General features: G+C 42.0%; 10 protein-coding genes and 12 tRNA genes. 19 read left to right on the top strand and 3 right to left on the bottom strand.

Translation table 11 applies throughout. The features are described from left to right. Positions 1–56 precede the first annotated feature (56 nt). The 12 genes from BTO28_RS16505 (at position 57) to BTO28_RS16450 (ending at position 1,490) form a co-directional block, all read left to right on the top strand. Positions 57–145 (top strand) — tRNA-Leu (locus BTO28_RS16505). Positions 146–172: 27 nt separating this feature from the next. After that, positions 173–249 (top strand) — tRNA-Arg (locus BTO28_RS16500). 6 nt (positions 250–255) lie between these two features. Beyond that, positions 256–329 (top strand) — tRNA-Pro (locus BTO28_RS16495). Positions 330–354: 25 nt separating this feature from the next. Further along, positions 355–430, top strand: a tRNA-Ala gene (locus BTO28_RS16490). A 57-nt stretch (positions 431–487) separates the two neighbouring features. Then, positions 488–580: transfer RNA gene (locus BTO28_RS16485), tRNA-Ser, on the top strand. 80 nt (positions 581–660) lie between these two features. After that, a tRNA-Asp gene (locus BTO28_RS16480) sits at positions 661–737 on the top strand. 103 nt (positions 738–840) lie between these two features. Further along, positions 841–916 (top strand) — tRNA-Phe (locus BTO28_RS16475). Positions 917–927: 11 nt separating this feature from the next. Next, positions 928–1,003: transfer RNA gene (locus BTO28_RS16470), tRNA-His, on the top strand. Between the two features lie 13 nt (positions 1,004–1,016). Then, a tRNA-Gly gene (locus tag BTO28_RS16465) sits at positions 1,017–1,090 on the top strand. Positions 1,091–1,103: 13 nt separating this feature from the next. Beyond that, positions 1,104–1,177, top strand: a tRNA-Ile gene (locus tag BTO28_RS16460). A 95-nt stretch (positions 1,178–1,272) separates the two neighbouring features. Beyond that, positions 1,273–1,356, top strand: a tRNA-Tyr gene (locus tag BTO28_RS16455). Positions 1,357–1,406: 50 nt separating this feature from the next. Further along, a tRNA-Leu gene (locus BTO28_RS16450) sits at positions 1,407–1,490 on the top strand. A gap of 203 nt (positions 1,491–1,693) precedes the next feature. On the opposite strand, the gene BTO28_RS16445 is transcribed toward BTO28_RS16450, so the two are convergent. The 3 genes from BTO28_RS16445 to BTO28_RS16435 all read right to left on the bottom strand — a co-directional run bounded on the left by BTO28_RS16445 (position 1,694) and on the right by BTO28_RS16435 (position 5,171). Next, entirely contained in the window at positions 1,694–3,805 is a 2,112-nt protein-coding gene (locus tag BTO28_RS16445; protein ID WP_076768296.1) for a heavy metal translocating P-type ATPase, read from the bottom strand. Positions 3,806–3,810: 5 nt separating this feature from the next. After that, positions 3,811–4,179, bottom strand: a complete 369-nt coding sequence (locus BTO28_RS16440) for an ArsR/SmtB family transcription factor (RefSeq protein ID WP_076768294.1) — start codon at positions 4,177–4,179, stop codon at positions 3,811–3,813. Between the two features lie 353 nt (positions 4,180–4,532). Beyond that, the gene (locus tag BTO28_RS16435) at positions 4,533–5,171 is read right to left on the bottom strand and encodes a ZIP family metal transporter (protein WP_076768292.1); all 639 of its coding nucleotides are present in this window, start codon (positions 5,169–5,171) and stop codon (positions 4,533–4,535) included. Positions 5,172–5,283: 112 nt separating this feature from the next. On the opposite strand from BTO28_RS16435, the gene BTO28_RS16430 reads away from it, so the two are divergent. The 7 genes from BTO28_RS16430 (at position 5,284) to BTO28_RS16400 (ending at position 11,302) form a co-directional block, all read left to right on the top strand. After that, positions 5,284–6,330, top strand: coding sequence for a flavin-containing monooxygenase (locus BTO28_RS16430; RefSeq protein WP_076768290.1), 1,047 nt, complete (start codon positions 5,284–5,286; stop codon positions 6,328–6,330). Next, on the top strand, positions 6,327–7,019 hold the full coding sequence (locus tag BTO28_RS16425; protein WP_076768288.1) for a DsbA family protein: 693 nt from the start codon (positions 6,327–6,329) through the stop codon (positions 7,017–7,019). Before BTO28_RS16430 ends, BTO28_RS16425 begins: the two co-directional genes overlap by 4 nt. Further along, positions 7,012–7,452, top strand: coding sequence for a disulfide oxidoreductase (locus BTO28_RS16420; protein WP_076768286.1), 441 nt, complete (start codon positions 7,012–7,014; stop codon positions 7,450–7,452). The genes BTO28_RS16425 and BTO28_RS16420 overlap by 8 nt, the downstream gene beginning before the upstream one ends. A gap of 74 nt (positions 7,453–7,526) precedes the next feature. Then, positions 7,527–8,444: a cation diffusion facilitator family transporter gene (locus BTO28_RS16415; RefSeq protein WP_076768284.1), complete on the top strand. Its 918-nt coding sequence runs from the start codon at positions 7,527–7,529 to the stop codon at positions 8,442–8,444. Between the two features lie 233 nt (positions 8,445–8,677). Continuing rightward, the gene (locus tag BTO28_RS16410) at positions 8,678–9,247 is read left to right on the top strand and encodes a copper resistance CopC family protein (protein WP_076768282.1); all 570 of its coding nucleotides are present in this window, start codon (positions 8,678–8,680) and stop codon (positions 9,245–9,247) included. Continuing rightward, entirely contained in the window at positions 9,244–10,335 is a 1,092-nt protein-coding gene (locus tag BTO28_RS16405) for a copper resistance D family protein (RefSeq protein ID WP_076768279.1), read from the top strand. The genes BTO28_RS16410 and BTO28_RS16405 overlap by 4 nt, the downstream gene beginning before the upstream one ends. 94 nt (positions 10,336–10,429) lie before the next feature. Next, positions 10,430–11,302, top strand: a complete 873-nt coding sequence (locus BTO28_RS16400; RefSeq protein WP_076768276.1) for an SDR family oxidoreductase — start codon at positions 10,430–10,432, stop codon at positions 11,300–11,302. The last annotated feature ends 87 nt before the right edge of the window (positions 11,303–11,389 follow it).

Below are 11,389 nucleotides of genomic sequence, written 5' to 3'. Positions count from 1 at the left end.
CAAGGTGGGGGTCGCGGGTTCGAATCCCGTCTTCCGCTCCAATAGCCGAATGATGTGCCGGGGTGGCGGAACTGGCAGACGCACAGGACTTAAAATCCTGCGGTAGGTGACTACCGTACCGGTTCGATTCCGGTCCTCGGCACCATTTTATTATGTGAAAAAATGAATAATTGCGCCCGTAGCTCAATTGGATAGAGCGTTTGACTACGGATCAAAAGGTTAGGGGTTCGACTCCTCTCGGGCGCGCCATATAAACGGGAAGTAGCTCAGCTTGGTAGAGCACTTGGTTTGGGACCAAGGGGTCGCAGGTTCGAATCCTGTCTTCCCGATCTTCTAATAACTTACTGATAAAACGGGGCCTTAGCTCAGCTGGGAGAGCGCCTGCTTTGCACGCAGGAGGTCAGCGGTTCGATCCCGCTAGGCTCCACCATTTATTCGAAGTGCCGGTTTAAAATTTATCTATCCGGTTGTTAGTTTTTATTGCAACGGAGGAATACCCAAGTCTGGCTGAAGGGATCGGTCTTGAAAACCGACAGGCGGGTCAAACCGCGCAGGGGTTCGAATCCCCTTTCCTCCTCCATTATTTTTAATTATGACAAGATCTCGAAATTAGAAGTTTAAGTTGCACACTGCCAAGAGGTATTGACAAAATTATAAATTGGTCCGGTAGTTCAGTTGGTTAGAATGCCTGCCTGTCACGCAGGAGGTCGCGGGTTCGAGTCCCGTCCGGACCGCCATTTAATTTCCCTTAACCAATTCAGTGGATAGCGTACACAAAAATGTACACCATTGCACTGCTTTAAGCGCAGAATAAAAGTATCATAGTAGTTTTGTTATTAAGGCTCAGTAGCTCAGTTGGTAGAGCAAAGGACTGAAAATCCTTGTGTCGGCGGTTCGAATCCGTCCTGAGCCACCATTTTAATTATGGCGGCTATGGCGAAGTGGTTAACGCATCGGATTGTGGCTCCGACACTCGTGGGTTCGATTCCCATTAGTCGCCCCATTTTTTTGTCTTTGCGGGTGTAGTTTAATGGTAAAACCTCAGCCTTCCAAGCTGATGTCGTGGGTTCGATTCCCATCACCCGCTCCATTTATATTATAATGGGCCTGTAGCTCAGCTGGTTAGAGCGCACGCCTGATAAGCGTGAGGTCGATGGTTCGAGTCCATTCAGGCCCATTATTCTCCGGTTCCTAAAGCAGATGATATAACATTTGTATAGTTACAGGATTATTCCTCTTATGAATTATAACCTTCATAGGAGTATTTAATATGGAGGGGTAGCGAAGTGGCTAAACGCGGCGGACTGTAAATCCGCTCCTTCGGGTTCGGCAGTTCGAATCTGCCCCCCTCCACCATCTTTCAATATGGAAACAATTGAGACTGCTATTTTTCTCAATTAAGTATTGCCGGTGTGGCGGAATTGGCAGACGCGCTGGACTCAAAATCCAGTTCCTTCACGGGAGTGCCGGTTCGACCCCGGCCACCGGTATATAAAATACCTTTCGGCTAGACCTTCGACAAAATGTTGAGGGTCTTTTTTGTATCCACTTACTTTTAGCAAGTGGGTCAAATGATAAACGTTTCCAAGAAGTAATAGGAAAGAAAGGAGTAATGATTTGGATAATGAAAAAAGGTTAGGATGAATTCCTAACCTTTTTCAATTCCTTTTGTTAATCCACCATCTGATTATAATTACTTGTATCTCGTTTTCATCAGGCGTAACGAGTTTAAAACGACGAGCAATGTAGATCCCACATCTGCGAAGATTGCAAGCCAAAGTGTCAGCCAGCCTGGAATAATCAGCAGCAATGCCAGTAACTTTAAACCAAAAGCAAAGGCGATATTTTGTTTAATCACAATAAGTGTTTTACGGCTTAGGGCAATGGTATACGGTAATTTTTCTAAATCATCCGCCATTAGCGCAATATCGGCTGTCTCCAGCGCCGTATCGGTTCCAGCTCCGCCCATTGCAATCCCAACTGTCGCGCTTGCCAGCGCAGGGGCATCATTAATGCCATCTCCTATCATCGCGACTTTACCGTTCTGCTCCCGAAGTGATTTGATACATTCGAGCTTATCCTTCGGCATTAACTCAGCTTTAACTTCACTTAATCCCAGCTGGGTGCCGATTGCATTTCCGGTTGCTTTATTGTCACCGGTCAACATAACGGTTTTCTCAATGCCAAGCTTACGCAGTTTTTGAATAATAGATAGGCTGCTTTTCCGCACCTGATCTGCTACTGCAATGCAGCCTTTAATTTCTTCCTGTGTTCCAACCAGCATGACTGTTTTTCCTTGAGATTGAAGGCGGTTAATTTGATTTTGAACATTCGGAGGGATGGACAGCATTTCTTCAAATAGTTTAGGGCTGCCGATACAATAAACGGTTTTATTTATGACGGCTTTCGCTCCTTTTCCTGTAAATGATTGGAAATCATCAGCCGTGTACGCTGCTGCTTTTTTCTTAGCTGCTTTACGAAGAATAGCTGATGCTAAAGGATGCTGCGAGAATGTTTCAATCGCGGCAGAGATGGCCAAAACTTCATTTTCACTCATATTCGACAAGGAGACAATGTTTGTAACTTCTGGCTTTCCTTCTGTCAGCGTACCGGTTTTATCAAAAGCAATGACTTTCAAACGACCTGTTTCTTCTAAATGAATACCGCCTTTGATCAACACCCCATTTTTGGCCGCATTTCCGATCGCTGTGACAATCGCAACAGGGGTGGAGATGACGAGTGCACAAGGGCAGCCAACGACAAGTACTGCCAGACCGCGGTAAATCCATTCTGCCCAATCGCCCCCTATAAATAGAGGAGGGATCACGGAAACTAGAAGCGCGATAATCATTATGGAGGGTGTGTAGTATTTTGCAAATTTATCGACAAATTGCTGAGAAGGGGCGCGCTCTGCCTGTGCTTCTTCCACTAGATGAATGATTTTGGCGATGGTTGTGTCCTCGGCAAGTTTCGTTACCCTCACTTCCAAAAATCCATCTTCATTTAAAGATCCGGCGAATACTTCATCTCCTATTTCTTTATGGACAGGAATCGATTCTCCTGTGATCGCCGCCTGGGTTATGGACGATTGGCCGCGCAAAACTTGGCCATCCATCGCCACTTTTTGCCCCGGCTTAATGACCATGATATCGCCGACCTGTATATCTTCGACTGCGATTTCAAATTCATCTTTTCCGCGCTTAATAATCGCGGTGTCCGGTGCAATATCCATTAAAGATCGTATGGACTGGCGTGCTTTATCCATTGAATAACCCTCTAATGCTTCACTTAAAGCAAATAGGAAGACGACAACTGCTCCTTCACCCCATTCTCCAATAATAGTTGCCCCAATAATGGCTACTGTCATAAGCGTTTTCATATCAAATTCAAACCGGGTTAAATTTTTCAAACCCACTTTGAATAGATCGTAACCGCCTATGAGGATGGAAAGAGCGAATACCGCGATCGTTGCGGGACTGCTTTCACCGATTGTAAAACTGGAGATATAACCGAAAATCAAAAAGAACAGGGAAACCACTGTGAGTTTATTTGCACGCTTTTGCCAAAAAGGGGCTTTTTCTTCTGTATATTTTTGTCGTTCTGGAAGGACTTTAATGCCGTCAAATGCACCGGCTGCTTCTAATTGTTCTACAGAGGCCTCACCGACGATGGAGATTTTTGAAGCGCCAAAATTCAGCTGCACGTCCTCCACGGTATCGATGTCTCGTACATTCTTTTCAAACTTTGCTGCACAGTTGGTGCAGGAAAGTCCTTGCAGACGATAGACATGTTTTATTTCGCTCATCGTTTTCAATCCTCTCTGGAATGTTCAAGCGCAATGCGGACTAACTGATGGATGTGATCGTCTTTTACAGAGTAATAGACCATTTTTCCTTCTTTACGATATTTAGCTAATCCCATATTTCGTAAAAGACGCAAATGATGGGAGGCCGTAGCTGTTGTGGAGCCAATAATTTGAGCTACATCACACACACACAATTCTTCTTCTAAAGTTAAAGCGTACACAATTTTCAAACGTGTGGCATCGGACATTGCTTTGAACAGTAATTCAACGCCGTTTACATTATCCATTTTTGGCTGCACACGTATTACTACTTCCTCATTAAAACATGTTGTTTCACATGTGTCGGCAGCTTGTTTAATCTTTTTATCAGCCATATATATCCCCTTCATTCAAATACTTGTTTGATTGTATTGTTTTAGTGTATGATGGGTTTGAAAAATTGTCAATTGTACATTCAAATGATTATTTTATTGTTTTATCTTGCTTGGTACAATAGGAAGAAAACCCCCTGGGAAATGTTGAAGGGTGTAACAAAAGAAGAGAAATAAGTACATAGGAAACGAATTAAAAGAAGATGGACAAGTCATCGATGGAAACGAGTTGTTAATGAACTTTAAAAATGAGGGGTATGAAGGTTTAGACGAGGCAGATGAACAGGTTTAGAAAATGAATAAGCAGCTGGTCCAAAAAGTGTGTCTGGAAGTCAGCTGCCGATGCTTTTTAAGAATCAACTGTGTTTCTTTAATAAAAAGTCCCACAAAGCGGTAAAGAGTAAAAAGCCAATAGCGATACCGAAAATGACCCCATTAAACCTTAAAGGTACAGCCATAGATTGTCCTATGTTTGAAAAAACAAGAAAGGTGCCCGACAAAAGAATGCTGGTGATAAAAAAGAGCAGAAAGGGAAGGCGTTCTCCTACTGAAAGAAGTAAAGAAGCCATTATTGCTAAACCTTCCGGGATTTGATGAAGAAGTAGGGCTGCGATGAAGGATGCTGATAGTAATTCATTATCCAGAGCCGTGCCAATGGCTAAACCAGCCGGGATATTATGAACCGCAATCCCGACGATGATAAATAAAGACGGCTGATAGGCTTTAGATGGCGATAGGCGTTCAAACAAACCGTGAAGGAATAAACAGATCAGCACACCCAATGAGGCGCCAAACAAAACGCTTATCAATCCATATTCCTGCGTTGCATGGGGAATCAACTCTAGAACAAGTAAGGCAATTAAAACGAAACCGCAAAGAAAATACAAGTGCTGCGCTTTCAGCTTAGGAATCTTATAAAGAACAAAAGCAGTAAGCGCTCCAATGTTTATCCCAAGGAAGAGATAGAAGCTTAGTAAAAAAGGCAATCCGATCATCGTAACACCCCTAACAACAAGAGTTACTTCATTTGTATTCGTTACGTCAAACAAATAGTAAACAGGTAGTATGGATTTGCATGTCTCGTTGAAGAAGATAGGAGTTGTTTGTATGTACCAGACAGTGATTATCGGTGGAGGACAGGCAGGACTGGCAATAGGATATTATCTGAAACGATTAAATCAATCTTTTATCATTTTAGATAAAAATGAACATGTTGGGGATGAATGGAGGAAGCGATATGACTCTTTGGCTTTGTTTACACCAAGAATGTATAGTTCATTGCCCGGCCTGCAACTGGAAGGAGATCCAAACGGGTTCCCGGTAAAAGATGAAATCGCTCATTATTTAAAGAAGTATGCAGAGTTGTTTCAGCTGCCGATTCAGCACCAGACGGAAGTAACACGCCTCTGGAGAGAACACAGCCGTTTTCAGATTGAGACGAATACTAAAATGTATGAAGCGGAGCATGTCATCATCGCATCCGGTCCTTTTCAGAAGCCCTATATTCCGGATATAGCCCGAAATGTATCACCAGAAATCCTGCAGCTGCATTCTTCAGCCAGGAACCCTGGTGATCTTATAGAAGGGAATGTATTAGTCATAGGGGGCGGCAACAGCGGGGCACAAATATCCCTGGAATTGTCCAATAAACGGGAAACGTACTTATCAACTAGTCAAAAAATAAAGTTTTTACCATTGAAAATCGGCAGTAAGAGTATTTTTTGGTGGTTTGACAAGGCCGGTATTTATAAAGCCCCACGCGATTCGTGGATTGGAAAAAGGATTCGGGCAAGTAGTGATCCAATTATCGGTACCGAATTGAAAGATGCACTAGCCAGCGGGGCAGTGGTGCAAAAGAAAAGGGTTGTTGAAGGAAAAGACTCAATGATCCGGTTTCAGGATCAGTCAATGCTTGAAGTCCAAAATATTATCTGGTGCACAGGTTTTGTTTTGGATTACGAGTGGATGGAAATGGAAGGAGCGCTGGATGATGCGGGGCAGCCCATACATAAAAGAGGGGTTTCACAAATAGAAGGGTTATATTACTTAGGCCTGCCATGGCAGTACCGGCGCGGTTCCGCCCTTCTTCTAGGTGTTGGAGAAGATGCTGAATATATTGCCAAACATATAGAGAAAAGTGGAGGTAGATTATGAAAAACAGTAAAAAAGTCGTGATTTCGACGCTTATTCTTTTTGCAGCGGTCGTTGGGCTTGTTTTATTTTTGAACAGGGAGGATGAAACAGGTCAGAAAACGGATCAAACAATGAGCAGTAAGGGGCATCCTCCTATTGAGGGACAGCCGACTTTGGGAGATGCCGGTGCACCTGTTTCGATTGTGGAGTTTGGCGATTATAAATGTCCATCATGCAAACAGTGGGGAGAAACGGTATATCCTAAATTGATCGAAGACTATGTAGACACGGGAAAAGCGAAATTTTCATATATCAATGTGTTATTTCACGGAGAAGAATCGATTATCGCATCTCTAGCTTCCGAGTCCGTCTACAATCAAGATCCTGAAAATTTTTGGACATTCCATAAAGCAGTATTTGACGCGCAGCCTGCTACACAGGAACAAGATAACGCGTGGGTGACAGTAGATAAGATGAAAGAAATAGCAGCAGAAACAGCACCGAATGTTGACCTTGCTCAGCTGGAAGCAGATTTAAATACTGAAGGTACATCTGTAGCTGAAGATGTCAGCAAAGATGATGGTTTAGTACAGGAGTTTAATGTTCCGTTTACGCCAACTATCATTATTGACGGGGTTATGCTTGAAGATCCGTTTGATTATGAAAAAATTGAATCTTTGATTGAAGAAGGATCAAGGAACGATGAGTAATCCATCAAAAGACTCCTTTATTCAAAAATATGCTTTATACGCCGCTTGGATCGTTTCGGTTGCCGCTACGCTGGGAAGTTTGTATTTCAGTCAGATAAAAGGTTTTGTTCCATGCGAACTATGCTGGGTTCAGCGGATCTTTATATATCCTTTAGCGATAATTTTAGGAATAGCGGCATTTTACAACGACATTCATCTAAAAAAGTATGTACTTCCGTTGTCTCTTATTGGAGGTTCAATCTCTTTCTATCATTACCTTGTACAAAAGGTGCCGGGTTTTGCGGAAGTGAAGCCATGTGTTCAAGGTGTTCCATGTAATGTGCAGTACATTAATTGGTTTGGCTTTGTCACGATTCCGTTTTTAGCGCTAACAGCTTTTACACTGATCAGCATTTTTATGGTGCTTTTGCATTTAAAGGCTCGAAAAAAATAAAGGAGAATAAGATGGGGTATGATGTTTTTTTCTTGTATTCCACTTTGAAGAAGTAAAAAGGAGTGTAAGCGATTATGGGTCATTCTCATTCGCATAGCCACGGTCATCACCACCACGGCAGCAGCAACAAGTCCGCTTTAAAATGGGCATTCATGTTAATCAGTACATACATGATTGTAGAATTTATTGGCGGTCTTATGACAAACAGTCTGGCTTTGCTATCCGATGCCGGACACATGTTAAGTGATGCTGCTGCTTTGGGTCTTAGCTACGCTGCATTAACGGTTGGGAAAAAAGCTGCATCCAACAAAAAAACGTATGGTTATAAACGATTTGAGATACTTGCTGCATTTATAAATGGAATTACACTCATTGCGATATCACTCTATATCTTTTTTGAAGCGTACCAGCGAATAATGAATCCACCAGAGGTTGTCAGCACGGGGATGCTGGTGATTTCTACTATCGGATTGATTGTGAATATTGCGGCTGCATTTATTCTCATGAGAGGGGATAAAAATGAGAATTTAAATGTGAGAAGTGCTTTCTTGCACGTTATAGGAGATATGCTCGGATCTGTTGGAGCCATCATCGCAGCGCTGCTCATTATGTTTTTTGGATGGTATCTTGCAGACCCGATTGCGAGTATGGTTGTCGCGTTCTTGATTATTATTAGTGGTTACCGTGTAACAAGAGATTCCTTTCATATTTTAATGGAAGGTGCTCCCTTGAATATGGATGCTCAACAAGTTAAGGACCGCCTCCTATCGCTAACTGAAGTGAAAGGTGTTCATGATTTACACATATGGTCTATTACATCCGACTTTCCAGCCTTAAGCTGTCATTTAGTGGTCGCGCAGGACGAAAATGAACAATCCGTATTATCAAAAGCAAAAAAACTACTCCACGTTGAATTCCATCTTCATCACGTCACGATCCAAATTGACAAGGAAGGGGAAGAAGAGTGTTCAGGTGGCAGCCATTGTAATTAATTAGGAAGCGGAATGGTGAAATGGGAGAAACCAATAGGCTGGTTTCTCCCATTTATGGATTTTTTTCATGTTTTCCCACATGTTTAGTGAGCTGCGGATTCATCTATACAAAACCTCCTTAAAACCTTCATACTTTTCTCACATTTAAAACGTAAACTTGAATACTAAGAGGGGTTATTTACCCAAAAGGAGTATATCATGTTCGCCGACAAAATAGAAAGAGGTTCATTACTATGAAAAAGTCATTATTTGTTTTATTCTTTTTCCTGTCCGCTTTTACGTCTTCCGTATCTGCACATACGGGATTAGATAGTTCTTCTCCATCAAATGGACAAACGGTTACAAAGGACATTCAAGACATTACGCTGGAATTTGAAACTGTAATAGAGGAGGGAAGCTCACTTTCATTACAGGCTGAAGGTGAAAATGAAATTCCTCTAGAGGATATTCGATTGGATGGCAACACATTAAGCGGTGTGACACCAGAACCGTTAGAAAACGGGAACTACACTGTTAATTGGGAAATTATTGGGGAAGATGGGCATCTTATTGATGGTGAATATAAGTTTACTGTATCGATAGTGAAAACAGATGAAGAAAGTATAGATCCTGAAATCGGGGTAAAAGAAACGAATCCATCGCCAACGGCAGAAGAATCTAAAGTAGATCAATCACCAAGTAAAGATGAGGCAACAAAAACGAGCGATTCAAGTTTTAGCCCGAACACGGTACTGGTTATTGGGATTTTGGTACTGGCTGCCATCATCATCATGATCTTGTTAGGCAGAAAAGGGAAAAAATGATTTACACGCTATATCTTACGGAAACATTATTATATGTCTGTTTTTCTTTTTTAATGGGAACATTTCTCATACAATTGATTCCGTCGACTAAAAAACCATCCATTTATATTCATAAATGCTTCGTTCAGCTACCGATATTCGGCATCATCATATTCTCATGCATGCCGGTTGCTTATTTGGCCTCTGCGCTCTTTAGCAACGGGGGGATTTCTTTACAAATACAAGATATTTTATTTACCTTTGAAATCGGGAAGGCGTGGATATTCACATTCATTATTTCGATTTTCTTTTTATTGTTCGTTTCACTCTTCCCTGTTTTAAATAGTAAACGGCAGTCAACCGTTTCCATTGTAATCATTCTTATTCTCATCTTTACAATTGGATGGGCCAGCCACCCTGCGTCCGCAGCTGGGTGGATTGGTTTTATGGGTCATTCTATTCACTTCACAGCCGTAAGTGCATGGATGGGAATCCTAATGATTGTCAGCTGGTTTTCAAAGGATCAAGAAAATTGGCTAGCGTTCTTAAAATGGTTTTCACCCGTAGCGATGGTTTGTTTCGGACTGACAATGTTATCCGGTTTTCTGATGATGACCAATATTTTTGATCTAAAGGATTACGCAAACTCATGGATGCTGAACTATGGTCAAGCGTTGTTAGTAAAGCACATTGCCGTTTTTCCTATTTTGATTTTTGCCTTTATAAATGGGTATTGGACGAAAACACGAATGCAAAAAGAGGGAGGCTTTCGCCCGATACCTTGGGTTCGAGCTGAAAGTCTTGTATTATTGCTAATTTTTTCAGTTACTGCTTTTCTAGGGCAGCAAGAGCCTCCTCAAGAAGTTGAAGCTACAGTAAAAAATAATGGCGTTTCTCCATTGTTTCATTATTTCTTTGGTGGAACAGCACCGGCCATGCCTGTTCAGTTTGAGTTAAATTTTATGAACATTTCTTTATTTACTATATCAGCTGTGTTCTTGCTCCTTATTTTTTGGTCATTTTTCAAAAAAGCAGCGGCAGTTTCATTCGTCTTGAGCGTACTCCTCATTATTTCCATCTATTTTGCACTAATGGCGGGTATTCAATAGGTAGAATAAACGCCTGTTGTTTTCACATACGTTGCATCACTAAGGTTCATACTATGGACATCTTGAATTTTTCAATAGAAGGAAGGTCAAGTCTATGTCAATTGCTATTACCGGTGCAACGGGTCAGCTGGGAAGCCGTGTGATTCAACATCTTTTAAATAAACATGTAGCGGCGGATGACATCATCGCCGTTGTCCGCGATAAAGAAAAAGCTTCATCACTCGTTGATATTGGAGTGGAAGTACGCCATGGGGATTATGACCATCCAGATACGCTGGAGAATGTATTTGCCGGTGTGGATAAACTATTTTTTGTCTCGAGCCCGTACAATGATGATACACGACGGATCGTGCAGCATGCGAACGTTGTGAAAGCAGCGAGAGACGCAGGTGTGAAACATATTGTTTATACGAGCTATGCCTTCGCGGAAGAGTCAACCATTGCACTTGCTCACGTCCATCTGGCGACAGAACAAGCGATTCGGACAACAGCGATCCCTTTTACATTTCTTCGCAACTCTCTGTATACAGAAATCTTTGTTAATCCTGCTCTTGGTGCATCAGTAGAAAACGGAGCTGTTGTGACGAATACAGGGAAAGGACGGCTAAATACGGTAACAAGGAACGATTTGGCACTTGCCGCGGCAACGGTTTTAGTCGAAGATGGGCATGAAAATAAGACGTATACACTCGTTGCTCATAAAACGTGGAGTTTTGATACTCTTGCTCAAATTCTTTCAGATATTGCTGGGAAAACAATTGTCCACAAAGCGGTTTCTTTAGAGGAAGAAATAGAAATTCTTAAAAAAGCGGGTCTTCCTGAACATCTGGTGTTCATGTTTTCAGGTATCTATCAAGCGATTTCTGAAGGAGAGATATCAAGAACGTCAGAAGATCTTCAAAAGCTCATCGGAACACCGACCCCTCTTGAAGAAACGGTTAAACGGTCTTTACTGTCTGAAGAATAAGGAAAGATTGAGAAAAACCCCTTATCGATCAATTTTTTAGTTGTGGAGTGACCCCTAAAAGTTAGACACGGTTATTTCATTAGGCAG

The organism is Domibacillus epiphyticus (assembly GCF_001975785.1).
In the GTDB taxonomy this organism is placed as follows: Bacteria; Bacillota; Bacilli; order Bacillales; family Domibacillaceae; genus Domibacillus; species Domibacillus epiphyticus.
This window is presented reverse-complemented; position numbering and strand designations above follow the sequence as displayed.

Excerpts from the sequence above, each read along its gene's own strand:
- BTO28_RS16445 (WP_076768296.1), bottom strand. The coding sequence starts at position 3,805 with ATGAGCGAAATAAAACATGTCTATCGTCTGCAAGGACTTTCCTGCACC.
- BTO28_RS16440 (WP_076768294.1), bottom strand. The coding sequence starts at position 4,179 with ATGGCTGATAAAAAGATTAAACAAGCTGCCGACACATGTGAAACAACA.
- BTO28_RS16435 (WP_076768292.1), bottom strand. The coding sequence starts at position 5,171 with ATGATCGGATTGCCTTTTTTACTAAGCTTCTATCTCTTCCTTGGGATA.
- BTO28_RS16430 (WP_076768290.1), top strand. The coding sequence starts at position 5,284 with ATGTACCAGACAGTGATTATCGGTGGAGGACAGGCAGGACTGGCAATA.
- BTO28_RS16425 (WP_076768288.1), top strand. The coding sequence starts at position 6,327 with ATGAAAAACAGTAAAAAAGTCGTGATTTCGACGCTTATTCTTTTTGCA.
- BTO28_RS16420 (WP_076768286.1), top strand. The coding sequence starts at position 7,012 with ATGAGTAATCCATCAAAAGACTCCTTTATTCAAAAATATGCTTTATAC.
- BTO28_RS16415 (WP_076768284.1), top strand. The coding sequence starts at position 7,527 with ATGGGTCATTCTCATTCGCATAGCCACGGTCATCACCACCACGGCAGC.
- BTO28_RS16410 (WP_076768282.1), top strand. The coding sequence starts at position 8,678 with ATGAAAAAGTCATTATTTGTTTTATTCTTTTTCCTGTCCGCTTTTACG.
- BTO28_RS16405 (WP_076768279.1), top strand. The coding sequence starts at position 9,244 with ATGATTTACACGCTATATCTTACGGAAACATTATTATATGTCTGTTTT.
- BTO28_RS16400 (WP_076768276.1), top strand. The coding sequence starts at position 10,430 with ATGTCAATTGCTATTACCGGTGCAACGGGTCAGCTGGGAAGCCGTGTG.